25 protein-coding genes are annotated in these 26,066 nt (G+C 57.9%); 21 read left to right on the top strand and 4 right to left on the bottom strand.

Features of this window, described 5'->3' with window-relative positions; all coding sequences use genetic code 11:
- Positions 1–30 precede the first annotated feature (30 nt).
- Complete coding sequence (locus CRX69_RS26920; protein ID WP_076386511.1) at positions 31–765, top strand: response regulator transcription factor; 735 nt, start codon at positions 31–33, stop codon at positions 763–765.
- Positions 766–833: 68 nt separating this feature from the next.
- On the opposite strand, the gene gyrB is transcribed toward CRX69_RS26920, so the two are convergent.
- The 4 genes from gyrB to dnaA are packed head-to-tail and all read right to left on the bottom strand — an operon-like array spanning position 834 to position 7,032.
- The gene (gene gyrB, locus CRX69_RS26915) at positions 834–3,251 is read right to left on the bottom strand and encodes a DNA topoisomerase (ATP-hydrolyzing) subunit B (RefSeq protein ID WP_047230120.1); all 2,418 of its coding nucleotides are present in this window, start codon (positions 3,249–3,251) and stop codon (positions 834–836) included.
- A gap of 5 nt (positions 3,252–3,256) precedes the next feature.
- Positions 3,257–4,360, bottom strand: a complete 1,104-nt coding sequence (gene recF, locus CRX69_RS26910; RefSeq protein WP_107323177.1) for a DNA replication/repair protein RecF — start codon at positions 4,358–4,360, stop codon at positions 3,257–3,259.
- A gap of 8 nt (positions 4,361–4,368) precedes the next feature.
- Complete coding sequence (dnaN, locus tag CRX69_RS26905) at positions 4,369–5,472, bottom strand: DNA polymerase III subunit beta (protein ID WP_007903001.1); 1,104 nt, start codon at positions 5,470–5,472, stop codon at positions 4,369–4,371.
- Between the two features lie 39 nt (positions 5,473–5,511).
- On the bottom strand, positions 5,512–7,032 hold the full coding sequence (gene dnaA, locus CRX69_RS26900) for a chromosomal replication initiator protein DnaA (RefSeq protein ID WP_047230104.1): 1,521 nt from the start codon (positions 7,030–7,032) through the stop codon (positions 5,512–5,514).
- Between the two features lie 569 nt (positions 7,033–7,601).
- Between dnaA and rpmH the strand changes: the two genes are divergently transcribed.
- The 20 genes from rpmH to CRX69_RS26795 all read left to right on the top strand — a co-directional run bounded on the left by rpmH (position 7,602) and on the right by CRX69_RS26795 (position 26,066).
- Positions 7,602–7,736 carry a 50S ribosomal protein L34 gene (rpmH, locus tag CRX69_RS26895; RefSeq protein ID WP_003213577.1) on the top strand — a complete coding sequence of 45 codons (135 nt, stop codon included), beginning with the start codon at positions 7,602–7,604 and terminating at the stop codon, positions 7,734–7,736.
- 16 nt (positions 7,737–7,752) lie between these two features.
- Entirely contained in the window at positions 7,753–8,157 is a 405-nt protein-coding gene (rnpA, locus tag CRX69_RS26890; protein ID WP_047230119.1) for a ribonuclease P protein component, read from the top strand.
- Positions 8,150–8,395 carry a membrane protein insertion efficiency factor YidD gene (gene yidD, locus CRX69_RS26885; RefSeq protein WP_010465488.1) on the top strand — a complete coding sequence of 82 codons (246 nt, stop codon included), beginning with the start codon at positions 8,150–8,152 and terminating at the stop codon, positions 8,393–8,395. The genes rnpA and yidD overlap by 8 nt, the downstream gene beginning before the upstream one ends.
- Before the next feature lie 2 nt (positions 8,396–8,397).
- Entirely contained in the window at positions 8,398–10,080 is a 1,683-nt protein-coding gene (yidC, locus tag CRX69_RS26880; protein ID WP_047230103.1) for a membrane protein insertase YidC, read from the top strand.
- 79 nt (positions 10,081–10,159) lie between these two features.
- Positions 10,160–11,530: a tRNA uridine-5-carboxymethylaminomethyl(34) synthesis GTPase MnmE gene (gene mnmE / locus CRX69_RS26875; RefSeq protein WP_107323176.1), complete on the top strand. Its 1,371-nt coding sequence runs from the start codon at positions 10,160–10,162 to the stop codon at positions 11,528–11,530.
- A 559-nt stretch (positions 11,531–12,089) separates the two neighbouring features.
- On the top strand, positions 12,090–13,982 hold the full coding sequence (mnmG, locus tag CRX69_RS26865) for a tRNA uridine-5-carboxymethylaminomethyl(34) synthesis enzyme MnmG (protein ID WP_107323175.1): 1,893 nt from the start codon (positions 12,090–12,092) through the stop codon (positions 13,980–13,982).
- Positions 13,979–14,623: a 16S rRNA (guanine(527)-N(7))-methyltransferase RsmG gene (rsmG, locus tag CRX69_RS26860; RefSeq protein WP_107323174.1), complete on the top strand. Its 645-nt coding sequence runs from the start codon at positions 13,979–13,981 to the stop codon at positions 14,621–14,623. Before mnmG ends, rsmG begins: the two co-directional genes overlap by 4 nt.
- 18 nt (positions 14,624–14,641) lie before the next feature.
- On the top strand, positions 14,642–15,439 hold the full coding sequence (locus tag CRX69_RS26855; RefSeq protein WP_003187199.1) for a ParA family protein: 798 nt from the start codon (positions 14,642–14,644) through the stop codon (positions 15,437–15,439).
- A 9-nt stretch (positions 15,440–15,448) separates the two neighbouring features.
- Positions 15,449–16,321: a ParB/RepB/Spo0J family partition protein gene (locus CRX69_RS26850; protein ID WP_003207098.1), complete on the top strand. Its 873-nt coding sequence runs from the start codon at positions 15,449–15,451 to the stop codon at positions 16,319–16,321.
- A gap of 148 nt (positions 16,322–16,469) precedes the next feature.
- The gene (locus CRX69_RS26845) at positions 16,470–16,877 is read left to right on the top strand and encodes a F0F1 ATP synthase subunit I (protein ID WP_047230099.1); all 408 of its coding nucleotides are present in this window, start codon (positions 16,470–16,472) and stop codon (positions 16,875–16,877) included.
- Between the two features lie 16 nt (positions 16,878–16,893).
- Entirely contained in the window at positions 16,894–17,763 is an 870-nt protein-coding gene (gene atpB, locus CRX69_RS26840; RefSeq protein ID WP_047230098.1) for a F0F1 ATP synthase subunit A, read from the top strand.
- Between the two features lie 132 nt (positions 17,764–17,895).
- Positions 17,896–18,153, top strand: coding sequence for a F0F1 ATP synthase subunit C (gene atpE / locus CRX69_RS26835; RefSeq protein WP_003097235.1), 258 nt, complete (start codon positions 17,896–17,898; stop codon positions 18,151–18,153).
- Between the two features lie 58 nt (positions 18,154–18,211).
- Entirely contained in the window at positions 18,212–18,682 is a 471-nt protein-coding gene (locus CRX69_RS26830; RefSeq protein ID WP_047230097.1) for a F0F1 ATP synthase subunit B, read from the top strand.
- Positions 18,683–18,694: 12 nt separating this feature from the next.
- Positions 18,695–19,231, top strand: coding sequence for a F0F1 ATP synthase subunit delta (locus CRX69_RS26825; protein WP_047230096.1), 537 nt, complete (start codon positions 18,695–18,697; stop codon positions 19,229–19,231).
- A 21-nt stretch (positions 19,232–19,252) separates the two neighbouring features.
- Positions 19,253–20,797, top strand: a complete 1,545-nt coding sequence (gene atpA, locus CRX69_RS26820; protein WP_025216279.1) for a F0F1 ATP synthase subunit alpha — start codon at positions 19,253–19,255, stop codon at positions 20,795–20,797.
- A 50-nt stretch (positions 20,798–20,847) separates the two neighbouring features.
- Positions 20,848–21,708 (top strand): F0F1 ATP synthase subunit gamma, encoded by an 861-nt coding sequence (atpG, locus tag CRX69_RS26815; protein ID WP_003207090.1) that lies wholly within the window; start codon positions 20,848–20,850, stop codon positions 21,706–21,708.
- Between the two features lie 27 nt (positions 21,709–21,735).
- On the top strand, positions 21,736–23,112 hold the full coding sequence (atpD, locus tag CRX69_RS26810; protein ID WP_047230095.1) for a F0F1 ATP synthase subunit beta: 1,377 nt from the start codon (positions 21,736–21,738) through the stop codon (positions 23,110–23,112).
- Between the two features lie 45 nt (positions 23,113–23,157).
- Entirely contained in the window at positions 23,158–23,583 is a 426-nt protein-coding gene (locus CRX69_RS26805; protein WP_047230094.1) for a F0F1 ATP synthase subunit epsilon, read from the top strand.
- 115 nt (positions 23,584–23,698) lie between these two features.
- On the top strand, positions 23,699–25,066 hold the full coding sequence (glmU, locus tag CRX69_RS26800) for a bifunctional UDP-N-acetylglucosamine diphosphorylase/glucosamine-1-phosphate N-acetyltransferase GlmU (RefSeq protein ID WP_107323173.1): 1,368 nt from the start codon (positions 23,699–23,701) through the stop codon (positions 25,064–25,066).
- A gap of 223 nt (positions 25,067–25,289) precedes the next feature.
- Positions 25,290–26,066, top strand: coding sequence for a DeoR/GlpR family DNA-binding transcription regulator (locus tag CRX69_RS26795; protein WP_107323172.1), 777 nt, complete (start codon positions 25,290–25,292; stop codon positions 26,064–26,066).

Here is a 26,066-nt window from a genome sequence, read left to right as displayed (position 1 = left end):
GTTACTCTCGAGATCAAGGAATCGCATCCCATGCGTGTCGCCATACTGGATGACGAACCGGCCGAGCTGCGCCGGGTGGAACAGACACTGCAACAAATCCCCGGCAGGGGCGAGCAAGCCTGGACCTTGCACAGTTTTGAGCGCGGCGAAGACCTGTTGCGGCAGCTGCGCCGGGAAACCTTCGACCTCTTGATCCTCGACTGGCAATTGCCCGACATCAGCGGGTTGTCGCTGCTGCGCTGGACGCGGGAGCACATGGACTCGCCCCCCGCCGCCATCATGCTCACCAGCCGCGACGGCGAGCACGATGTGGTCCAGGCCCTCAACGCCGGGGCCGACGACTACGTGAGCAAGCCCTTCAGGCCTAACGAACTCAAGGCCCGGGTCACAGCCGTATTGCGACGCCATAACCTGCAACGTGCTCCAGCCAGCGACGTGCTGGTATTCAACGACCTGGAATTCGACGACGCCGAACTGACCGTCACCCGCGCCGGTATCCCCATCAGCCTGACCGAACGGGAATACCGCCTGGCCCGCTGCCTGTTCGCCAACCTGGGCCGTCCACTGTCCCGGGAGTATTTCTACGAGCGCTTCTGGACCCACGAGGAAATGACCTCGTCGCGCCCGCTCGACACCCACATCTACCGTCTGCGCAACAAACTCGGGCTGACGGCGGATCGAGGTTGGCAGTTGCTGACGATTTATGGGTATGGGTATCGGTTGGAGAGTGTGGCGGCGGGGAGTGAGGCTTCGGTGGCGAGTTAGGGCCAACGGGCGAAAAAAGGCCAACGCATATGCGTTGGCCTTTTTCGTTGGGGCAGGGTGGCTGTGGATCAGAAATCCAGGTTAGACACCGCCAACGCATTGCTTTCGATGAAGTCACGACGAGGCTCGACCGCATCACCCATCAGGGTGTTGAAGATCTGGTCCGCGCCGATGGCGTCTTCGATGGTGACTTTCAGCATCCGGCGCGAGCCTGGGTCCATGGTGGTTTCCCACAGCTGGTCCGGGTTCATTTCACCCAGACCTTTATAGCGCTGGATGGTGTGGCGCTTGGTGCTTTCGGCCATCAGCCACTCAAGGGCTTCCTTGAACTCGGTAACGGCTTTCTTGCGCTCACCACGCTGGATGTACGCGCCTTCGTCCAGCAGGGTGCTCAGTTGCGCGCCCAGGGAGACGACAGTCTTGTAGTCGTTGCTGCCGAAGAAGTCGCGGTTGAAAGTGACGTAGTTGGACAGGCCGTGGGAGATCAGTTCGACCTCTGGCAGCCAGACGTTACGCTCACGGTCTTCACGCAGGCTGGCTTTGTACACCAGGCCAGACTTCTCTACGGTGCGCAGACGAACTTCGTACTGGGCCAGCCAATCCTGCATTGCAGCGTGATCGGAGAGCTGTTCCATGCTGACAGCCGGCAGGTAGATGAAGTGCTCGGTCAGCTCCTGTGGGTACAGGCGCGACAGGCGCTTGAGAGTCTTCATCACCAGGCGGAAGTCGTTGACCAGGCGCTCAAGGGCTTCGCCGGAAATGCCTGGGGCCTCTTCGTTCAGGTGCAGGCTCGCATCTTCCAGGGCCGACTGCGTCATGTACTCTTCCATGGCGTCGTCGTCTTTGATGTATTGCTCTTGCTTGCCTTTCTTGACCTTGTACAGCGGAGGCTGGGCGATATAGATGTAGCCGCGCTCGATCAGCTCCGGCAACTGACGGAAGAAGAACGTCAGCAACAGGGTGCGGATGTGCGAACCGTCGACGTCGGCGTCGGTCATGATGATGATGTTGTGATAACGCAGCTTGTCGATGTTGTACTCATCGCGGCCGATGCCACAGCCCAGCGCAGTGATGAGCGTGCCGACTTCCTGGGAGGAGATCATCTTGTCGAAGCGCGCCTTCTCGACGTTCAGGATCTTGCCCTTGAGCGGCAGGATGGCCTGGGTGCGGCGGTTGCGGCCCTGCTTGGCGGAACCGCCAGCAGAGTCACCTTCCACGAGGTACAGTTCGGACAAGGCAGGGTCTTTTTCCTGGCAGTCGGCCAGTTTGCCCGGCAAACCGGCGATGTCCAGCGCGCCTTTGCGGCGGGTCATCTCACGGGCCTTGCGCGCTGCTTCACGGGCACGGGCGGCGTCGATCATCTTGCCGACCACCAGCTTGGCTTCGTTGGGGTTTTCCAGCAGGAAGTCGGAGAAGTATTTGCCCATTTCCTGTTCGACTGCGGTCTTCACTTCGGAAGAAACCAGCTTGTCCTTGGTCTGGGAACTGAACTTCGGATCCGGCACTTTCACCGAAATGATCGCCGTCAGGCCTTCACGGGCATCGTCACCGGTGGTGGCGACTTTATGCTTCTTCGCCAGACCTTCCTGTTCGATGTAGTTGTTCAGGTTACGGGTCAGCGCCGAACGGAAACCCACCAGGTGAGTACCGCCATCGCGCTGTGGAATGTTGTTGGTGAAGCACAACAGGTTCTCGTTGAAGCTGTCGTTCCACTGCAGGGCGATTTCCACGCCGATGCCATCTTCGCGCTGGACGTTGAAGTGGAACACCTGGTTGACCGCAGTCTTGTTGGTGTTCAGGTATTCAACGAATGCACGCAGGCCCCCTTCGTACTTGAACAGCTCTTCCTTGCCGCTGCGCTCGTCCTTGAGGACGATACCGACACCGGAGTTGAGGAAGGACAGTTCACGAATCCGCTTGGCCAGGATGTCCCAGCTGAAGTGGATGTTCTTGAAGGTTTCGCTGGAAGCCTTGAAGTGAATCTGGGTGCCGGTGGTTTCGCTGTCGCCTACGATCGCCATTGGCGCCTGAGGCACACCGTGGACGTAGGTTTGTTCCCAGATCTTGCCACTGCGGCGAACGGTAAGAACAAGCTCTTCGGACAGTGCGTTCACGACCGATACACCTACGCCGTGCAGACCGCCGGAAACCTTGTAGGAGTTGTCATCGAACTTACCGCCGGCGTGCAGCACGGTCATGATGACCTCGGCTGCGGAAACGCCTTCTTCCTTGTGTACGTCTACCGGGATGCCACGACCGTTGTCACGAACAGTGATGGACTCATCCGGGTGGATGATGATGCTGATGTCATCGCAATGACCGGCGAGGGCTTCGTCGATGGAGTTGTCGACCACCTCGAACACCATGTGGTGCAGACCGCTGCCATCGTCGGTGTCACCAATGTACATACCGGGACGTTTGCGTACGGCATCCAGGCCTTTCAGCACTTTAATGCTCGTTGAGTCGTACGTATTTTCTTCGCTCAATGCCTTCACTCCCGATGGTCGTGGGTCTGGGTGATACGGCCCTGTTCCACGTGGAACAGAGCGACTGGCGTTTCCGTCTGCCAGCCTTCCCTCAATAATTCGTGATCTACACAGGTGATAAAAACCTGGCAGCGTAAGTCTTCCAGCAAGCGGCAGAGTGCGCGGCGGTGGGCTTCGTCCAATTCGGACGGCAAGTCATCCACCAGATAAATACACTGACCGCGTCGAGCCTGGCTGACCAAATGGCCTTGGGCAATCCGCAATGCACACACCACCAACTTCTGCTGCCCCCGGGACAAGATGTCCGCGGCATTATGTGCGCCCAATCTAAGGCGCAAGTCAGCGCGTTGCGGTCCAGCCTGGGTATGGCCCATCTGCTGGTCCCGCTGCAGCGAGCCAGCCAGTACGGTGCTCAGTTCCCGGTCCTTGTCCCAGCCTCGGTAATAGCTGAGCGTCAGGCCCTCAAGCTCAACCAGTTCGCTCAAGGTCTGCTCGAAGACCGGTTTCAAGGCTTTGATGTAAGCGCGGCGGTATTCATCTATTTCAGCGCTGGCCTGGCACAGTTCCCTGTCCCAAACCGCTTGCGAAACGGCGTCAAGTGTACCATGCCGCAGCCAGGAATTTCGCTGGCGCAGCGCCTTCTGCAAGCGCTGCCAAGTGGCCATGAACCGCGGTTCCACGTGGAACACGCCCCAGTCGAGAAACTGTCGACGAATCTTCGGGGCGCCCTCCAGCAAACGGAAACTGTCCGGGTTGATCAACTGCAACGGCAGGATCTCCGCCAGTTGCGCGGCGCTGCGGGCATTCTGCCCATCGATGCGGATCTGGAATTCGCCTTGCCGGTCCCGTGATATCCCCAAGGCACTGTGACCACCTTGCGCCAACTCCACCTGTCCGAACACGGTGCAGGCCAACTGATCGTATTGGATGACCGGTAACAGACGGGTGCTACGAAACGAACGAGCAAGCCCCAGCAGGTGAACAGCTTCCAGAACACTGGTTTTGCCGCTGCCGTTAGCGCCGTAAAGGATATTGATGCAGGGGGAAGGGGAGAAGGTCACCGGGTGCAGATTGCGCACCGCGGTGACCGAGACGCGACTTAAGGACATCTAGCTGATTACAGACGCATCGGCATGACAACGTAGGCCGAGTCGTCGTTATCGGATTCCTGCACCAGCGCACTGCTGTTGGAGTCCGACAGGATCAGACGCACTTGCTCAGTGGTCATCACGCCCAGTACGTCGAGCAGGTAGCTGACGTTGAAGCCGATTTCCAGAGAGCCGCCGTTGTATTCAACGCCCACTTCTTCTTCCGCCTCTTCCTGCTCCGGGTTGTTCGCCTGGATTTTCAGCTGACCGTTGGCCAATTGCAGACGAATGCCGCGGTACTTCTCGTTGGACAGGATCGCGGTACGGCTGAACGCCTCGCGCAAGGCTTGGCGGTCACCCAGGACCAGCTTGTCGCCACCTTTTGGCAGCACGCGCTCGTAGTCGGGGAACTTGCCATCGACCAGCTTCGAGGTGAAGGTGAACTCACCCGTGGTGGCGCGGATATGGTGCTGGCCCAACACGATACTGACATTGCCGTCCGGCTCGGTCAGTAGGCGCGCGAGCTCCAGGATACCTTTGCGCGGGACGATGACTTGGTGGCGGTCTGGCTGACCGATATCGGCCTGCATCGAGCACATGGCCAGACGGTGACCGTCGGTGGCGACGGCGCGGATGATACCGGCGGACACTTCCAGGAGCATGCCGTTGAGGTAGTAACGCACGTCCTGCTGCGCCATGGCGAAGCTGGTGCGTTCGATCAAACGGCGCAATTTGCTTTGCTCGAGGCTGCAGGTCAGCGAGCCTGGGCCTTCTTCCACCGTCGGGAAGTCGTTGGCCGGCAGCGTCGACAAGGTGAAACGGCTGCGACCGGCCTTGACCACGAGCTTCTGCTCATCGACCTTGATGTCGATCAGCGCATCGTTGGGCAGGCTTTTGCAGATGTCCATCAGCTTGCGCGCCGGCACGGTGATGGAACCTGGATCGGCCGGTTCCTCAAGCTGTACACGACCGACCAGCTCGACTTCCAGGTCGGTACCGGTCAGCGACAATTGCTGGCCTTCGACAACCAGCAGCACGTTGGAAAGTACCGGCAAGGTCTGGCGGCGTTCGACGACGCCTGCGACCAGTTGCAGGGGTTTCAACAGGGCTTCGCGTTGAATGGTGAAATGCATGGTCTAGTCCCTTGCCTTAATAAGCTGCGCTGGTGGTCATCAAGTGGTCAGTGTTCGCAGCAGGTTCTTGTAGTCCTCGCGGATGTCCGCGTCGGATTCCTTAAGTTCGTTGATCTTACGACAGGCGTGCAACACCGTGGTGTGGTCGCGTCCGCCAAACACATCGCCAATTTCCGGCAGACTGTGGTTGGTCAGCTCCTTGGACAAGGCCATCGCCACCTGACGCGGGCGAGCCACCGAACGCGATCGGCGTTTGGACAGCAGGTCGGATATCTTGATTTTGTAGTATTCAGCGACAGTGCGCTGAATGTTATCCACAGAAACCAGCTTGTCCTGGAGCGCTAACAAATCCTTCAAGGACTCGCGAATCAACTCGATGGTGATGTCGCGGCCCATGAAGTGGGAATGAGCGATGACCCGCTTAAGGGCGCCTTCGAGCTCACGGACGTTCGAGCGGATACGCTGGGCAATGAAGAATGCGGCATCGTGAGGCAGTTCGACCTTGGCCTGATCAGCCTTCTTCATCAGGATCGCCACCCGGGTTTCCAGCTCCGGCGGCTCGACGGCAACCGTCAGGCCCCAGCCAAAACGCGACTTGAGACGTTCTTCCAGACCTTCGATTTCTTTCGGGTAGCGGTCACTGGTAAGAATGACCTGCTGCCCGCCTTCAAGCAATGCGTTGAAGGTGTGGAAAAACTCTTCCTGGGAACGCTCCTTGCGGGCGAAGAACTGAATATCGTCGATCAGCAAGGCGTCCACCGAACGGTAGAAGCGCTTGAACTCATTGATCGCGTTCAGCTGCAGCGCCTTGACCATGTCGGCCACGAAACGCTCGGAATGCAGGTACACGACCTTGGCATTCGGGTTCTTCTTTAATAGGTGGTTACCCACCGCGTGCATCAAGTGGGTTTTACCCAAGCCTACGCCACCATAAAGGAAGAGCGGGTTGTAGCCATGCTTGGGGTTGTCCGCGACCTGCCAGGCTGCCGCTCGCGCCAGTTGGTTGGACTTGCCCTCAACGAAGTTCTCGAAGGTAAAGGTGCGGTTCAGGTAACTGGTGTGCTTGAGCGCGCCTTCGACCTGGACGGTGCGCTGTTCGGCGCGTACCGGAGCTTGTTGGGAGCTGGCGCCGGCCATTGGGTCGAAGCTGTCCCGCGAGGGCTCTTCGCTGACCTCGGCCACTTTTTGTGCATTACGCTTGCTCGGTGCCGGCGTGGGGGCCGGTGCGGCATGGTTAACCGGCGCCGCGACAGCCTGGGCCTGGGAGGCCGCAGCGGCCAACGGGGCGTTGGGGGCGGCGCGCGGCGCAGAGCTGCGTTTGCTGCCTATTAATAAGGACAGCGCAGGCGCCATGCCATTGCCATGCTCATCGAGCAGTTCCATGACCCGTCCCAGGTACTTTTCGTTGACCCAGTCAAGAACGAAACGGTTCGGTGCATAGACGCGCAACTCGTCGCCTTCGGCTTCGACCTGTAGCGGACGGATCCAAGTGTTGAATTGTTGGGCAGGCAGCTCATCGCGCAAAAGCTCCACGCACTGCTGCCAAAGTTCCACTGACACGGATATCCCCTAAGTTGAAAGCCGGTGAGGCAAAAACAAGCGGCCATTGTAGCGAGCGGACGCCCACTTATCCACATGCAGGTTGCTCATCCACCATGATTTATCAATGCCTTAACAACGAGCAAGACGACAGGCGGTCGGTGGATAAGCTCTGTGGATAACCGCCCGTGAGGTCGTTGCACAAGTGGGGGTTGAAGTCGGTGGATAACCTCCCTGTGGATAAGTAGCCATTCCACACACAGCTTATCCGACAGCGCAGCACAGGCTGAACACCGCTTTCCCCTGTAGTTGTCATTCTCTGTACATGGCGGACTACAAGGCCTAGGCATGGTTATCCACAGATAGGTGCCAGCCTTGCTTTTATAAGCTTTACAGAAAAGCTTTAAATAATTCCCTTCTTTTTATTTCTATATCTGGAGTCCTGCGATGAAGCCGCTATCCAGGCGCGATATCTATTTGAAGTAAACGCTGGTTGGAAATTGACCTAGAGGCTTGCTTTCTCTAGAATCCCCGGTCTCTTAAAACGGGGGCCATTCCGGCCCGTTGTGGACGAACCCAGGTAACACGACATGAAACGTACTTTCCAACCAAGCACTATCAAACGCGCTCGTACCCACGGTTTCCGTGCTCGCATGGCTACCAAGAACGGTCGTGCCGTCCTGTCGCGTCGTCGCGCCAAAGGTCGTGCGCGTCTGGCAGTTTGATAATCCGGCACTGGAGGTGAGTCAGGACTTCAGTCGGGAAAAGCGTCTGCTTACACCCCGGCATTTCAAGGCAGTCTTTGACTCCCCTACCGGCAAGGTTCCGGGGAAAAATCTCCTGCTCCTTGCGCGCAGCAACGATCTTGATCACCCCCGACTAGGGCTGGTTATCGGGAAAAAGAGCGTCAAGCTCTCCGTTCAGCGCAATCGCCTCAAACGTCTGATGCGCGAATCGTTTCGCCTGAACCAGGATTCTCTGGTCGGTTGGGACATTGTTATCGTCGCGCGCAAAGGTTTGGGTGACGTAGAAAACCCCGAATTGATTCAGCATTTCGGCAAACTCTGGAAGCGCTTGGCTCGTAACAAGCCAGCACCGCCAGCAGTCAACACCGAAACTGTAGGGGTAGACAGTCCCGATGCGTAAACTGGCACTCGTTCCGATCCAGTTTTATCGCTACGCCATTAGTCCCCTGATGGCCAGTCACTGTCGTTTCTACCCCAGTTGTTCTTGCTACGCGTATGAAGCCATAGAAAATCATGGCCTTCTGCGCGGTGGCTGGCTGACCTTTCGTCGTTTAGGTCGCTGTCATCCGTGGAATCCCGGCGGTTATGACCCGGTTCCGCCTATCCCTACCTCCCGTTCTTCTTCGATGGCCGAGTAATCATGGATATCAAACGCACGATCCTGATCGTCGCCCTGGCAATCGTGTCCTACGTAATGGTTCTTAAATGGAACCAGGACTATGGCCAGGCTGCCCTGCCGACTCAGAATGTTGCAGCCAGCAATACCGCACCGAGCTTGCCGGACACCACGACTGGCAATAGCACCGCCAGTAATGACGACATCCCGCGCGCGGCAAACGATACCACTGCTCCTGCCGAAGCCCCTGTGGCTGCAAGCAAGGATCTGATCCAGATCAAGACTGACGTGCTTGAGCTGGCAATCGATCCACAAGGTGGTGACGTCGCTCAGTTGAAGCTGCCGTTGTATCCGCGCCGCCAGGACCATCCGGAAATTCCATTCCAGTTGTTCGATAACGGCAATGAGCGGACCTATCTGGCCCAAAGTGGTCTGATCGGCACCAACGGCCCGGATGCAAACCCGGCCGGCCGCCCGGTTTACTCCTCCGAGAAGAAGACTTATCAACTGGCTGACGGTCAGGACCAATTGGTCGTGGACCTGAAGTTCAGCAAGGACGGCGTCAATTACATCAAGCGTTTCACTTTGAAACGTGGCCTGTATGACGTGACTGTTTCCTATCTGATCGACAACCAGAGCGCACAGCCCTGGTCTGGTGCGATGTTCGCGCAGCTCAAGCGTGACGCCAGCGATGATCCTTCCTCCAGCACCGCCACCGGTACCGCGACTTACCTGGGCGCTGCCCTGTGGACAAGTTCGGAGCCGTACAAGAAAGTGTCCATGAAAGACATGGACAAGGCGCAGCTCAAGGAAACCGTACAAGGTGGCTGGGTTGCCTGGTTGCAGCACTATTTTGTCACCGCCTGGATCCCGCAGAAAGGCGAGAACAACGTCGTCCAGACGCGTAAAGACAGCAAAGGCAACTACATCGTCGGTTATACCGGCCCGGCATTGACCGCTGCACCAGGTGCAAAAGTCGAGACCAGCGCGATTCTGTATGCCGGTCCAAAAAGCCAAGCGGTGTTGAAAGAGTTGTCCCCAGGTCTGGAACTGACCGTGGACTACGGGTTCCTGTGGTTCATTGCCCAGCCAATCTTCTGGCTGCTGCAACATATCCACAGCATCGTCGGTAACTGGGGCTGGTCGATCATCTTCCTGACCATGCTGATCAAGGGGATCTTCTTCCCATTGTCGGCAGCCAGCTACAAATCCATGGCTCGCATGCGCGCAGTGGCACCGAAACTGGCCGCCCTGAAAGAACAACATGGCGATGACCGGCAGAAAATGTCCCAGGCCATGATGGAGCTGTACAAGAAAGAGAAGATCAACCCGTTGGGTGGTTGCTTGCCGATTCTTGTCCAAATGCCTGTGTTCCTGGCGCTGTACTGGGTGCTGCTGGAAAGCGTCGAGATGCGCCAGGCACCGTTCATGCTGTGGATTACCGACCTGTCGATCAAGGATCCGTTCTTCATCCTGCCGATCATCATGGGCGCGACCATGTTCATTCAGCAGCAGCTGAACCCAACGCCTCCGGACCCTATGCAGGCGAAGGTCATGAAGATGATGCCGATCATCTTCACCTTCTTCTTCCTGTGGTTCCCTGCGGGCCTGGTGCTGTACTGGGTTGTGAACAACGTGTTGTCGATTACCCAGCAGTGGTACATCACGCGTAAGATCGAAGCGGCTACGAAAAAAGCCGAGGCGTAACTTGCTCTGTGGATAACCACACAAAACGCCCCCTAGTGGGGCGTTTTGCTATCTGCCACTTTTGTCTGGATACCGGTTTATGAGCGCACCTCGTGAAACCATCGCCGCCGTTGCTACTGCCCAAGGTCGCGGCGGAGTCGGCATCGTCCGTATTTCGGGACCGTTGGCCAGCGTCGCGGCAAAGGCCATCAGCGGTCGAGAACTCAAACCTCGGTTTGCTCACTACGGCCCTTTTTTCAGTGATGACCAGCAGGTGCTCGATGAAGGCCTGGCTTTGTATTTTCCTGGTCCCAACTCGTTCACCGGCGAAGATGTGCTGGAACTGCAAGGCCATGGTGGTCCGATCGTCCTGGACATGTTGCTCAAGCGTTGCCTCGAACTGGGGTGTCGTCTTGCGCGACCAGGCGAGTTCAGCGAACGTGCATTCCTCAATGACAAGCTCGACCTGGCCCAGGCCGAAGCCATTGCTGATCTGATCGAAGCCAGTTCCGCACAGGCCGCGCGCAATGCCTTGCGATCCCTGCAGGGCGCTTTTTCCCAGCGTGTGCATAACCTCACCGAGCAACTGATCGGCCTGCGGATCTACGTCGAGGCCGCGATCGACTTTCCCGAGGAAGAGATCGACTTTCTCGCCGATGGTCACGTGCTCAGCATGCTCGACAAGGTCCGCGATGAGTTATCCACAGTACTGCGCGAAGCCGGGCAGGGTGCTTTGTTGCGCGATGGGATGACGGTGGTGATCGCCGGAAGGCCAAATGCCGGCAAATCCAGCCTCCTCAACGCCTTGGCAGGCCGTGAGGCCGCGATTGTTACCGAGATCGCCGGCACCACCCGGGATATTCTGCGCGAACATATCCACATCGATGGTATGCCCCTGCATGTGGTCGACACGGCCGGCCTGCGGGATACCGACGACCATGTGGAAAAAATCGGCGTGGAGCGTGCGCTCAAAGCCATCGGCGAGGCTGACCGCGTGTTGTTGGTGGTCGATGCCACGGCCCCGGAAGCGGATGATCCTTTCGCTTTGTGGCCAGAGTTTCTGGAAACCCGGCCTGACCCTTCGAAAGTCACGCTGATTCGAAACAAGGCCGACCTGACCGGGGAACCCGTGACCCTGGAGGTCAGCGCTGATGGCCACGTCACCATTAGCCTCAGTGCGAAATCCGCGGATATGGGACTGGAGTTGCTGCGCGAACATTTAAAGGCCTGCATGGGTTACGAGCAGACTTCGGAAAGCAGCTTCAGCGCCCGTCGTCGGCACCTTGAGGCGCTGCGCCATGCCAGCGCGGCGCTTGAGCACGGTCGCGCGCAACTGACCCTTGCCGGAGCCGGTGAGCTACTGGCCGAAGATTTACGTCAGGCCCAGCAAGCTCTCGGGGAAATTACCGGGGCCTTCAGCTCTGATGACCTGCTTGGTCGAATCTTCTCCAGCTTCTGCATCGGTAAATAACCCATTCCTTAAGAACCCGGCTGCTATCGACCCTACAACGAGTCCATGCAGCCGGTTTTTTCCCTTTTCTGGAACGATTGCCCTGCATGGCGGCTTGCCTGTGGGCGGTGTCTGGATCAAAAGCCAGTTTTCCTGTGGATTAAGCCCTGTGAATAACTGGCCCTGAGCTCGGTTGATAAACCCCCTTCAAAACTGAAGATAACCCCCTCTGTGGATAACCACCCCATTCATCCACAGGCTTACACCGGTTATCCAAGCCCCTCAGCCGCACCTGACCACAGGGTTTTGAATCTCTGTACATATTGAATATAAAGGCCTTCAGAGCTTTATCCACAGAAGTGAGGCTCAGTAAGAATAAACATAAAAACAAAGGTTTTATAAATTTCTTTCTTTTTAATTTCTTTTACCTCGACTTCTCCACAGCTGGTTAAATTTTGTGCAAAGGGTTCTTTAGGAAAGGGGAAGTCCCTATACTTGCCGACCTGGCTCGAAAAACGCCCAAAGCCAGGCTCAAACCTATTTTCCGAATTACCTGAATTAAGCAGGCACGAGGTGCGTGGTGGATTTCCCTTCCCGTTTTGAAGTGATCGTCATCGGCGGCGGTCATGCCGGTACCGAGGCAGCACTTGCATCAGCACGCATGGGGGCTAAAACCCTGTTGCTGACGCATAACGTGGAAACCCTCGGCGCCATGAGCTGCAACCCCGCCATTGGTGGGATTGGCAAAAGCCATCTGGTCAAGGAAATCGATGCCCTCGGTGGCGCGATGGCCATGGCCACGGATAAAGGTGGCATTCAGTTTCGTGTATTGAACAGCCGTAAAGGCCCGGCCGTGCGGGCTACTCGTGCCCAGGCCGACCGTGTCCTGTACAAGGCCGCTGTCCGCGAAATCCTGGAAAACCAGCCGAACCTGTGGATATTTCAACAGGCAGCCGATGACCTGATCGTCGAGCAGGACCAGGTGCGTGGTGTTGTGACCCAGATGGGCCTGCGCTTCTTCGCTGATTCCGTGGTGCTGACCACCGGGACCTTCCTCGGTGGACTTATCCACATCGGCATGCAGAACTATTCCGGCGGTCGCGCAGGTGATCCACCCTCAATCGCACTGGCCCAGCGCCTGCGTGAGTTGCCGTTGCGTGTCGGTCGCCTGAAAACCGGTACGCCACCGCGCATCGATGGCCGCTCTGTGGATTTCTCGGTGATGACCGAGCAGCCGGGCGATACGCCGATTCCGGTCATGTCGTTCATGGGCTCCAAAGCGCAGCACCCGAAACAGGTGAGCTGCTGGATCACCCATACCAACGCCCGCACTCACGAAATCATTGCTGCCAACCTGGATCGCTCGCCCATGTATTCCGGCGTGATCGAAGGTATCGGCCCGCGTTATTGCCCATCGATCGAAGACAAGATCCATCGGTTTGCCGACAAGGAAAGCCATCAGGTCTTCATCGAACCCGAAGGCCTGACGACGCACGAGCTGTACCCGAACGGGATTTCCACTTCCCTGCCGTTCGACGTGCAACTGCAGATCGTCCAATCGATTCGCGGCATGGAAAACGCCCACATCGTTCGTCCGGGCTATGCCATCGAATACGATTACTTCGACCCGCGGGACCTCAAGTACAGCCTGGAAACCAAAGTCATCGGCGGCCTGTTCTTTGCCGGACAAATCAACGGCACCACCGGTTACGAAGAGGCCGGTGCCCAAGGCCTGCTGGCTGGCGCCAACGCAGCGCTGCGCTCCCAGGGCAAAGGCAGCTGGTGCCCGCGCCGCGATGAGGCGTATATCGGTGTGCTTGTGGATGATTTGATTACCCTGGGTACTCAGGAACCGTATCGGATGTTCACCTCCCGTGCCGAATATCGTCTGATCCTGCGTGAAGACAACGCTGACCTGCGCCTGACCGAGAAAGGTCGCGAGCTGGGGCTGGTCGATGACGTTCGCTGGGCCGCGTTCTGCAAGAAACGCGAGAGTATCGAGCTGGAAGAACAGCGCCTGAAAAGCACTTGGGTTCGTCCTGGTACCGAGCAGGGCGATGCCATCGCGACCAAATTCGGCACACCGCTGACCCACGAATACAACTTGCTCAACTTGTTGAGCCGCCCGGAAATCGATTATGCCGGGCTGGTGGAAGTGACCGGTCAGGGTGCGGAAGATCCGCAGGTGGCCGAGCAGGTCGAGATCAAGACCAAATACGCCGGTTACATCGACCGTCAGCAAGACGAAATCGCCCGTCTGCGCGCCAGTGAAGACACAAAACTGCCTGTGGATATCGACTACACAGGCATTTCCGGGTTGTCGAAGGAAATCCAGAGCAAGCTCGGTGCAACTCGTCCAGAGACCCTGGGCCAGGCTTCGCGCATTCCCGGTGTGACCCCGGCGGCCATTTCCCTGTTGATGATTCATTTGAAAAAACGCGGCGCGGGCCGCCAGTTGGAGCAAAGCGCTTGAGTTCGATGGTCACCTCGCAACACGCCGAAGAGTTATCCACAGGTGCCCGTCAGCTCGGCGTCAGCCTGACCGAAGCCCAGCACGCGCAGTTGCTGGGCTATCTGGCCCTGTTGATCAAATGGAACAAGGCCTACAACCTGACCGCGGTGCGCGATCCGGATGAAATGGTCTCGCGGCATCTGCTCGACAGCCTCAGCGTCATGTCCTTCATCGAAGACGGCCGCTGGCTCGATGTCGGCAGTGGCGGTGGCATGCCGGGTATCCCGCTGGCGATCCTGTTTCCTGGCTCGCAAGTGACCTGCCTGGACAGCAACGGCAAGAAAACCCGCTTCCTGACCCAGGTCAAACTCGAACTCAAACTGGATAACCTGCAAGTTATCCACAGCCGCGTCGAAGCGTTCCAGCCTGCCCAGCCTTTCAACGGGATCATCTCCCGGGCGTTCACCAGCATGGAAAACTTCAGCAATTGGACTCGCCACCTGGGCGATGCCGATACGCGCTGGCTGGCAATGAAGGGCGTTCATCCGGCCGATGAGCTGGTAGCATTGCCGGCAGACTTCCACCTCGATAGCGAATACGCCCTGGCCGTACCCGGTTGCCAAGGCCAACGCCATCTGCTGATACTGCGCCGCACGGCATGATTGGGAATACAAGCAACAATGGCTAAGGTATTCGCGATAGCGAACCAGAAGGGTGGTGTGGGTAAAACCACCACCTGCATCAACCTCGCAGCATCCCTGGTCGCGACCAAGCGCCGGGTGTTGCTGATCGATCTCGATCCACAGGGCAACGCCACCATGGGTAGCGGTGTGGATAAACATGGCTTGGAAAACTCCATTTACGATGTCCTGATCGGCGAATGCGATCTGGGCCAGGCCATGCATTTCTCCGAACACGGCGGTTATCAACTGCTGCCGGCCAACCGTGACCTGACGGCGGCCGAAGTGGTTCTGCTGGAAATGCAGATGAAGGAAAGCCGCCTGCGCAGCGCCTTGGCGCCGATTCGGGAAAATTACGATTACATCCTGATCGACTGCCCACCGTCGCTTTCGATGCTGACCCTCAACGCCCTGGTGGCCGCTGATGGGGTGATTATCCCCATGCAGTGCGAGTACTTCGCCCTTGAAGGGTTGAGCGACCTTGTGGATAACATCAAGCGCATTGCCGAACTGCTGAACCCGGAGCTGAAAGTCGAGGGCCTGCTGCGGACCATGTATGACCCGCGCCTGAGCCTGATGAACGACGTATCGGCCCAGCTCAAGGAACACTTCGGCGAGCAGCTCTACGATACGGTCATTCCGCGTAACATCCGTTTGGCCGAAGCGCCGAGCTACGGCATGCCGGCCCTGGCCTACGACAAACAATCCCGGGGCGCGCTGGCCTACCTGGCCCTGGCGGGCGAGATGGTTCGCCGCCAGCGCCGAAACCCACGCACCGCTGCTGCCCAGCCAACTTAAGGAAACCCCATGGCCGTCAAGAAACGAGGTCTCGGACGTGGACTGGATGCACTGCTCAGTGGCCCCACTGTCAGTTCGCTGGAAGAGCAGGCCGTACAAGTCGATCAGCGCGAGCTGCAACACTTGCCCCTGGACCTGATCCAGCGCGGCAAGTATCAGCCGCGTCGGGACATGGATCCGCAGGCACTGGAAGAGCTGGCCCAGTCGATCAAGAGCCAGGGCGTGATGCAGCCGATCGTGGTTCGGCCGATCGCCAACGGGCGCTTCGAGATCATCGCCGGCGAACGCCGCTGGCGTGCCAGCCAGCAGGCGGGTCAGGAAACCATTCCGGCGATGGTCCGCGATGTACCGGATGAAACCGCCATCGCCATGGCGCTGATCGAGAATATCCAGCGCGAAGACCTCAACCCGATCGAAGAGGCTGTGGCCCTGCAGCGTTTGCAGCAGGAGTTCCAGCTGACTCAACAGCAGGTCGCCGAGGCGGTGGGCAAGTCCCGCGTGACCGTGGCCAACCTGTTGCGCCTGATTGCGTTGCCGGAAGTCATCAAGACCATGCTGTCCCATGGTGATCTGGAAATGGGGCATGCCCGGGCGTTGCTCGGTTTGCCGGAAAATCAACAGGTTGAAGGGGCGCGACATGTTGTCGCACGAGGCCTGACTGTGCGCCAAACCGAGGCACTGGTTCGTCAGTGGCTCAGTGGTAAACCGGCACCTGTCGAAGCACCGAAAACCGATCCGGATATCGCACGCCTGGAACAGCGCCTGGCCGAGCGCCTAGGCTCTGCGGTGCAGATTCGCCACGGCAAGAAGGGCAAAGGGCAATTGGTGATCGGTTATAACTCCCTCGATGAGCTGCAAGGTGTCCTTGCGCACATTCGCTGAAACAATTGCTCTTGTAGCGCGCAGTCGGAAATCACTACCTGGCAGTTGAATAGGGGCAGAACCGCCCCTATACTCTGCGCGCATTTTGTCGGCACAAATTATGCCAAGTTATTGAATTATGGCGGCCGATCATTGGAGAGCAAAAGCGATGGAAACACGCACGCCAAACCGCTTGCCGTTCCATCGTCTGGCTGTTTTCCCGGTGTTGATGACCCAATTCGTCGTTGTACTGATCGCTGCTTTGGCGCTCTGGCAATGGAAGGGAGTCGTCGCCGGATACTCAGGGCTTTGCGGAGGCCTGATAGCCTTGCTTCCCAATATTTATTTCGCTCACAGGGCATTTCGGTTTTCCGGCGCCCGAGCAGCCCAAGCCATCGTCCGGTCTTTTTATGCCGGTGAGGCGGGGAAACTGATTTTGACGGCAGTGCTGTTTGCATTGACGTTCGCAGGTGTGAAGCCACTGGCGCCGCTGGCTGTATTCAGCGTCTTCGTGCTGACCCAACTGGTTAGCTGGTTCGCTCCCCTGCTAATGAGAACAAGACTTTCGAGACCTTAGGGCGTTTGAGGCAACCATGGCAGAGACAACCGCTTCGGGCTATATCCAGCACCACTTGCAGAACCTGACCTTCGGGCAGCTACCCAATGGCGGCTGGGGCTTTGCTCACACCGCAGCAGAAGCCAAGGAAATGGGCTTCTGGGCCTTCCACGTCGATACGCTCGGCTGGTCGGTCGCACTGGGTCTGATCTTCGTGCTTCTTTTCCGCATGGCGGCGAAGAAGGCGACTTCCGGTCAGCCTGGTGCACTGCAGAACTTCGTTGAAGTATTGGTCGAATTCGTCGATGGCAGCGTGAAAGACAGCTTCCATGGCCGTAGCCCGGTGATCGCACCGCTGGCACTGACCATCTTCGTCTGGGTGTTCCTGATGAACGCCATCGACCTGGTACCGGTCGACTGGATTCCTCAGCTGGCCATCCTGATCTCCGGCGATTCGCACATCCCGTTCCGCGCCGTGTCGACTACCGACCCGAACGCGACCCTGGGCATGGCGTTCTCGGTTTTCGCACTGATCATTTTCTATAGCATCAAGGTCAAGGGCATCGGCGGCTTCATCGGCGAACTGACCCTGCACCCGTTCGGCAGCAAGAACATTCTCGTTCAGGCCCTGCTGATCCCGGTGAACTTCCTTCTGGAGTTCGTGACCCTGATCGCCAAACCGATCTCCCTGGCCCTGCGTCTGTTCGGCAACATGTATGCCGGCGAGCTGGTGTTCATCCTGATCGCCGTGATGTTCGGCAGCGGTCTGCTCTGGCTCAGCGGCCTGGGTGTAGTTCTGCAGTGGGCGTGGGCTGTGTTCCACATCCTGATCATCACCCTGCAGGCGTTCATCTTCATGATGCTGACCATCGTCTACCTGTCGATGGCGCACGAAGAAAACCATTAAGGCCAGTCTCGACTAGTCTGATGTCCTTCCCGGTCACACGGGAAGGGGCCCGAACGGGCTTGATGAAACGATTTGTTTTACCGCTTTAATCTAAAAAACCTAAACCATACGACGTAAAAGTCGGGAGGAAAGATGGAAACTGTAGTTGGTCTAACCGCTATCGCTGTTGCACTGTTGATCGGCCTGGGCGCACTGGGTACCGCAATTGGTTTCGGCCTGCTGGGCGGCAAGTTCCTGGAAGGCGCCGCGCGTCAGCCAGAAATGGTTCCAATGCTGCAAGTTAAAATGTTCATCGTGGCTGGTCTGCTCGACGCCGTGACCATGATCGGTGTTGGTATCGCTCTGTTCTTCACCTTTGCGAACCCGTTCGTTGGTCAAATCGCTGGCTAATTACTCGGATGTCTCGAGTAGATTGGTGTGATGGACAACGTAACTGCGAGGTGTTGGCGTGAACATTAATGCGACCCTGATTGGCCAGTCCGTTGCGTTCCTGATTTTTGTACTGTTCTGCATGAAGTTCGTATGGCCTCCGGTCATTGCGGCATTGCACGAACGTCAAAAGAAGATCGCGGATGGTCTGGACGCTGCCAGCCGTGCAGCTCGCGACCTGGAGTTGGCCCATGAGAAAGTGGGTCAGCAACTGCGCGAAGCGAAAGCTCAGGCAGCTGAAATCATCGAGCAAGCCAAGAAACGCGGTACCCAGATTGTCGACGAAGCCCGTGAACAGGCTCGCGTCGAAGCTGACCGTGTGAAGGCTCAGGCTCAAGCCGAGATCGAACAGGAACTGAACAGTGTCAAAGACGCCCTGCGTGCCCAAGTGGGTGCCCTGGCTGTTGGCGGTGCTTCGAAGATCCTGGGTGCCACAATCGATCAAAACGCGCACGCAGAGCTGGTAAACAAACTGGCTGCTGAAATTTAAGCGAGGGCGATCATGGCAGAACTGACCACGTTGGCCCGACCTTACGCTAAGGCGGCCTTCGAGCACGCTCAGGCCCACCAGCAACTGGCCAATTGGTCAGCCATGCTCGGCCTGGCAGCAGCGGTGTCGCAAGACGACACCATGCAGCGCGTGCTCAAGGCCCCGCGACTGACGAGCGCAGAAAAGGCCGCCACGTTCATTGACGTGTGCGGCGACAAGTTCGATGCCAAGGCACAGAATTTCATTCACGTCGTTGCCGAAAACGACCGTCTCCCGCTTCTGCCGGAGATCGCCGCATTGTTCGACCTGTACAAGGCTGAGCAAGAGAAGTCGGTAGACGTGGAAGTGACCAGTGCTTTTGCATTGAACCAAGAACAGCAAGACAAACTCGCCAAGGTTCTCAGTGCACGACTCAACCGGGAAGTGCGTCTGGACGTTACGGAAGACCCTGCCTTGATTGGTGGTGTCGTTATCCGCGCCGGTGACCTGGTTATCGATGGCTCGATTCGCGGCAAAATCGCGAAACTTGCCGAAGCATTGAAATCTTGAGTTTGAAGGGGCAGCAGAGCAATGCAGCAACTCAATCCTTCCGAAATAAGTGAAATTATCAAGGGCCGCATCGACAAGCTCGATGTGACCTCCCAAGCCCGTAACGAAGGCACTGTCGTCAGCGTATCTGACGGCATCGTGCGGATTCACGGTCTGGCCGACGTCATGTACGGCGAGATGATCGAGTTTCCGGGCGGCGTCTACGGTATGGCCCTCAACCTGGAGCAAGACTCTGTAGGTGCCGTGGTATTGGGCGCGTACACGTCTCTGGCTGAAGGCATGAGCGCCAAGTGCACCGGCCGCATCCTCGAAGTTCCGGTTGGTAAGGAACTGCTGGGTCGCGTAGTCGACGCACTGGGTAACCCAGTTGACGGCAAAGGTCCGCTGAACAACACCGAGACCGATGCGGTCGAGAAAGTTGCTCCAGGCGTGATCTGGCGTAAGTCGGTAGACCAGCCTGTACAGACTGGCTACAAGGCTGTCGATGCCATGATCCCTGTCGGCCGTGGCCAGCGTGAGCTGATCATCGGTGACCGTCAGATCGGTAAAACCGCTCTGGCGATCGACGCGATCATCAACCAGAAGAACAGCGGCATTTTCTGCGTCTACGTGGCAATCGGTCAGAAGCAATCGACCATCGCCAACGTGGTTCGCAAGCTGGAAGAAAACGGCGCCCTGGCCAACACGATCATCGTGGCTGCCAGTGCTTCGGAATCTCCTGCGTTGCAGTTCCTGGCACCGTACTCCGGTTGCACCATGGGCGAATACTTCCGCGACCGCGGTGAAGACGCGCTGATCGTTTATGACGATCTGTCCAAGCAGGCAGTGGCTTACCGCCAGATCTCCCTGCTGCTGCGCCGTCCACCAGGCCGTGAAGCTTACCCAGGCGACGTGTTCTATCTCCACTCCCGTCTGCTGGAGCGCGCATCCCGCGTTTCGGAAGAGTACGTAGAGAAGTTCACCAACGGCGCAGTGACCGGCAAAACCGGTTCCCTGACCGCACTGCCGATCATCGAAACCCAGGCTGGCGACGTTTCCGCGTTCGTTCCGACCAACGTGATTTCCATCACCGACGGTCAGATCTTCCTGGAATCGGCCATGTTCAACTCCGGGATCCGTCCTGCTGTGAACGCCGGTGTTTCGGTATCCCGTGTGGGTGGTGCCGCTCAGACCAAGATCATCAAGAAGCTCTCCGGTGGTATCCGTACCGCTCTGGCTCAGTACCGTGAACTGGCGGCATTCGCCCAATTCGCGTCTGACCTGGACGAAGCGACCCGTAAGCAACTTGAGCATGGTCAGCGCGTTACCGAGCTGATGAAGCAGAAGCAATACGCTCCGATGTCGATCGCTGACATGGCGTTGTCGCTGTATGCCGCTGAACGTGGGTTCCTGACTGACGTCGAAATCGCCAAGGTCGGCAGCTTTGAACAAGCGCTGATTGCTTACTTCAACCGCGATCACGCCGATTTGATGGCGAAGATCAACGTGAAGGGTGACTTCAATGACGAAATCGACGCTGGCATGAAAGCCGGTATCGAGAAGTTCAAGGCCACCCAAACCTGGTAAGCCGCAGCGGGAGTCGCAAGGCTCCCGCTTGCTAACCTGATAGGTGTTACATGGCAGGCGCAAAAGAGATTCGCAGTAAGATTGCGAGCATCAAAAGCACGCAAAAGATTACCAGCGCCATGGAAAAAGTGGCGGTCAGCAAAATGCGCAAGGCACAAATGCGCATGGCTGCTAGCCGTCCCTACGCGGAGCGCATCCGCCAGGTAATTGGTCATCTGGCCAACGCCAACCCGGAATATCGCCACCCGTTCATGATCGACCGCGCCATCAAGCGCGTCGGTTACGTTGTGGTGAGCAGTGACCGTGGTCTGTGCGGTGGCTTGAACACCAACCTGTTCAAGGCCCTGGTCAAGGACATGGCTGTAAACCGTGAACAAGGCGTCGAGATCGATCTGTGCGTGATTGGTAGCAAAGGTGCGGCTTTTTTCCGCAACTTCGGCGGTAACGTCGTCGCTGCTATCAGCCACCTGGGTGAAGAGCCGTCGATCAATGATCTGATCGGCAGCGTCAAGGTGATGCTGGATGCTTACCTGGAAGGCCGTATTGACCGCCTGTCCGTGGTATCCAACAAATTCATCAACACCATGACGCAACAGCCTACCGTGGAGCAGTTGATTCCACTGGTGGCGACCCCGGAACAGGAACTCAAGCACCACTGGGACTACCTCTACGAACCGGATGCCAAAGAGCTGCTTGACGGCTTGATGGTCCGCTACGTGGAATCGCAGGTTTACCAGGCGGTGGTCGAGAACAACGCAGCTGAACAAGCGGCGCGGATGATCGCGATGAAGAACGCTACCGACAACGCCGGTGATCTGATCAGTGATTTGCAACTGATCTACAACAAGGCGCGTCAGGCTGCGATCACCCAAGAGATCTCGGAAATCGTCGGCGGCGCTGCCGCGGTTTAACGGTTCAAATATTCAGAGGATCCAGCTATGAGTAGCGGACGTATCGTTCAAATCATCGGCGCCGTTATCGACGTGGAATTTCCACGCGACAGCGTACCGAGCATCTACAACGCGCTGAAAGTACAAGGCGCGGAAACCACTCTGGAAGTTCAGCAGCAGCTGGGCGACGGCGTGGTACGTACCATTGCGATGGGCTCCACCGAAGGCTTGAAGCGCGGTCTGGATGTTGTCGACTCTGGCGCAGCCATCTCCGTACCGGTCGGTAAAGCGACCCTGGGCCGGATCATGGACGTACTGGGCAACCCGATCGACGAAGCAGGTCCGATCGCCACCGAAGAGCGCTGGGGCATTCACCGTCCTGCGCCATCCTTCGCTGAACAGGCAGGCGGCAACGACCTGCTGGAAACCGGCATCAAGGTTATCGACCTGGTTTGCCCGTTCGCCAAGGGCGGTAAAGTCGGTCTGTTCGGTGGTGCCGGTGTGGGCAAGACCGTAAACATGATGGAACTGATCCGTAACATCGCCATCGAGCACAGCGGTTATTCCGTGTTCGCCGGTGTGGGTGAGCGTACTCGTGAGGGTAACGACTTCTACCACGAGATGAAGGACTCCAACGTTCTGGACAAAGTGGCACTGGTTTACGGTCAGATGAACGAGCCGCCGGGAAACCGTCTGCGCGTAGCCCTGACTGGCCTGACCATGGCCGAGAAGTTCCGTGACGAAGGTAACGACGTACTGTTGTTCGTCGACAACATCTACCGTTACACCCTGGCCGGTACTGAAGTATCCGCACTGCTGGGCCGTATGCCTTCGGCAGTAGGTTACCAGCCGACCCTGGCTGAAGAGATGGGCGTGCTGCAAGAGCGCATCACTTCGACCAAGGAAGGTTCGATCACCTCGATCCAGGCGGTATACGTACCGGCGGACGACTTGACCGACCCGTCGCCAGCGACCACCTTCGCCCACTTGGACGCCACCGTCGTTCTGTCCCGTGACATCGCTTCCCTGGGTATCTACCCAGCGGTAGACCCACTGGACTCGACTTCGCGTCAGCTGGACCCGAACGTGATCGGCCAGGAGCACTACGACACCGCTCGCGGCGTTCAGTACGTGCTGCAGCGTTACAAAGAGCTGAAGGACATCATTGCGATCCTGGGTATGGACGAGCTGTCGGAAACCGACAAGCAGTTGGTATCCCGCGCTCGTAAGATCCAGCGCTTCTTGTCGCAGCCGTTCTTCGTGGCTGAAGTCTTCACCGGTGCCTCGGGTAAATACGTTTCCCTGAAAGACACCATTGCTGGCTTCAAAGGCATCCTCAACGGTGACTACGACCACCTGCCAGAACAAGCGTTCTACATGGTCGGCGGCATCGAAGAAGCGATCGAGAAAGCCAAGAAACTGTAATCCCGGCGCCCGGCAACGGGCGCTAATTTAGGTTGAGGCAATCAGATGGCTATGACAGTCCATTGCGATATCGTCAGTGCGGAAGGGGAAATTTTCTCCGGTCTGGTCGAGATGGTGGTTGCGCATGGTGAGCTGGGCGATCTTGGTATCGCTCTGGGTCACGCACCGCTGATCACTAATCTGAAACCAGGTCCGATCCGCTTGATCAAGCAGGGCGGGGAATCCGAGGTGTATTACATCTCCGGTGGTTTCCTCGAGGTTCAGCCGAACATGGTCAAGGTCCTTGCCGACACCGTGCAACGTGCTGCCGACCTGGACGAAGCCTCCGCTCAGGAAGCCGTCAAGGCTGCTGAGAAGGCCTTGCATGAGCGCGGCGCCGAGTTCGATTACGGCTCTGCTGCTGCACGTCTGGCCGAGGCCGCAGCTCAGCTGCGCACCGTCCAGCAGATCCGCAAGAAGTTCGGCGGTTAAGCCGTCTGCTTTCTGTGCGATTGATTAAAAAGGGTAGCCTCGGCTACCCTTTTTTCTTTTTCCGACACTCATCATCTGGTCGCAGCCGCTGACCACCCAGGATTGGTAGCCAGTCATGTCTCTCGAAATCGTTATCCTCGCGGCGGGTCAAGGCACTCGCATGCGTTCGGCGCTGCCCAAGGTATTGCACCCGGTGGCCGGCAATTCCATGCTCGGTCATGTTATCCACAGCGCCCGGCAACTTGATCCACAGCGCATTCACGTGGTGATCGGCCACGGGGCGGATGCTGTGCGTGAGCGTTTGGCGGCGGATGACCTTAATTTTGTCCTGCAGGATAAACAACTGGGGACCGGCCACGCGGTGGCCCAGGCGGTGCCATTTATTACTGCCGATACGGTACTGATTCTCTACGGCGACGTGCCGCTGATCGAAGTCGATACCTTGCAGCGCCTGCTCAAGCATGCTGCTCCACAGCAATTGGGCCTGCTGACCGTCGAGCTGGATGACCCCACTGGTTACGGCCGCATTGTGCGCAACGCCGACGGCCAGGTGACAGCGATTGTCGAGCAAAAGGACGCCAACGAAGCCCAGCGCGCGATCACCGAAGGCAACACCGGCATTCTTGCCGTACCGGCTGAACGCCTGGGCGACTGGATGAGTCGTTTGTCGAACAACAATGCCCAGGGCGAGTACTACCTGACCGACGTGATTGCCATGGCGGTCAGCGACGGGCTGGTGGTCGCCACTGAGCAGCCGCTGGATGCCATGGAAGTGCAGGGCGCCAACGATCGCCGGCAACTGGCCGAACTGGAGCGTCACTATCAATTGCGCGCCGCCCGCCGCCTGATGGCTCAGGGCGTGACCCTGCGCGACCCGGCCCGTTTCGATGTGCGCGGTGAAGTCAGCGTCGGCCGCGATGTGGTCATCGACATCAACGTTATCCTTGAAGGCAAGGTCATCATCGAAGACGACGTGGTCATCGGCCCGAACTGTGTGATCAAGGACAGCACCCTGCGAAAAGGCGTGGTGATCAAAGCCAACAGTCACCTCGATGGCGCCGTCATGGGCGAAGGCAGCGACGCGGGCCCATTTGCTCGCCTGCGTCCGGGTACCGTGCTGGAAGCCCACGCCCATGTGGGTAACTTCGTCGAGCTCAAGAATGCCCACATGGGCGAAGGCGCCAAGGCCGGTCACCTGACCTATTTGGGTGACGCTGAAATCGGTGCACGCACCAACATTGGCGCCGGTACCATCACCTGCAATTACGACGGCGCCAATAAGTATCAGACGACTATTGGTGAGGACGTGTTCATCGGCTCCAATAATTCGCTGGTTGCACCGGTGACCATTGGTGATGGATCAAACACCGCAGCAGGTTCAACCATCAATCAGGATGTGGATAAGTCTCAACTGGCTGTGGCCCGTGCGCGGCAGCGCAACATCGATGGCTGGAAGCGCCCAGTCAAAATCCAGAAAACCTGAGTTATCCACAACTCCGGTCGCCGCCATCGCGAGCAGGCTCGCTCCCACACTGAATTCTCGGCTGACACGGGCCCCGTGGACGCTGCAATCAATGTGGGAGCGAGCCTGCTCGCGATGGCGTTCATGTTCACCCAGTTTCTGAATTTTTCTGCTCTTGTCTTGACGACATGCTTCCAATAGGTTTTGATTACTTACGTTATCTTTCGAATCGAAACTTATCCTTATGTCCAAGCGCAACACACCACAGCGCCGCCACAACATCCTTGCCTTGCTTCAAGAGCAGGGCGAAGTCAGTGTCGATGAGTTGGCCAAGCGCTTCGAAACCTCGGAAGTTACGATTCGCAAGGATCTCGCCGCGTTGGAAACCAATGGTTTGCTGCTGCGTCGTTACGGTGGAGCGGTCCCCATGCCGCAGGAACTGGTCGCCGATAACGGGCAAGCCGTCTCCAAATACAAACAAGCCATTGCCCGGGCCGCGGTGAAGCGGGTCCGCGAACATGCGCGGATTATCATCGACAGCGGCAGCACCACCGCGGCAATGATTCCTCAGCTCGGACTGCAGCCGGGGTTGGTGGTGATGACCAATTCCCTGCATGTCGCCAGTGCCCTGAGCGAGCTGGAGCATGAACCGGTGCTGTTGATGACCGGCGGTACCTGGGATCCTCATTCCGAGTCGTTCCAGGGCCAAGTCGCGGAGCAGGTCCTGCGCTCCTACGATTTCGACCAGTTGTTTATCGGCGCCGACGGCATCGATCTGGTCCGAGGCACCACCACCTTTAACGAACTGTTGGGCCTGAGCCGTGTGATGGCTGAGGTTGCCCGCGAAGTGATCGTGATGGTGGAGGCCGACAAGATCGGCCGAAAAATTCCCAACCTGGAACTGCCGTGGAGCAGCGTCCATACCCTCATTACCGATGATCGCCTGCCCGTGGAGGCCCGCGATCAGATTCAGGCCCGTGGAATCAATGTGATCTGCGCGTCTGCCAGCCAGGAGAAATAG

Origin of the sequence: Pseudomonas rhizophila (assembly GCF_003033885.1) — a bacterium.
GTDB classification, from domain to species: domain Bacteria; phylum Pseudomonadota; class Gammaproteobacteria; order Pseudomonadales; family Pseudomonadaceae; genus Aquipseudomonas; species Aquipseudomonas rhizophila.
The sequence above is the reverse complement of the archived record's forward strand: the minus strand, read 5'-3'. Positions and strand labels throughout refer to the sequence as shown.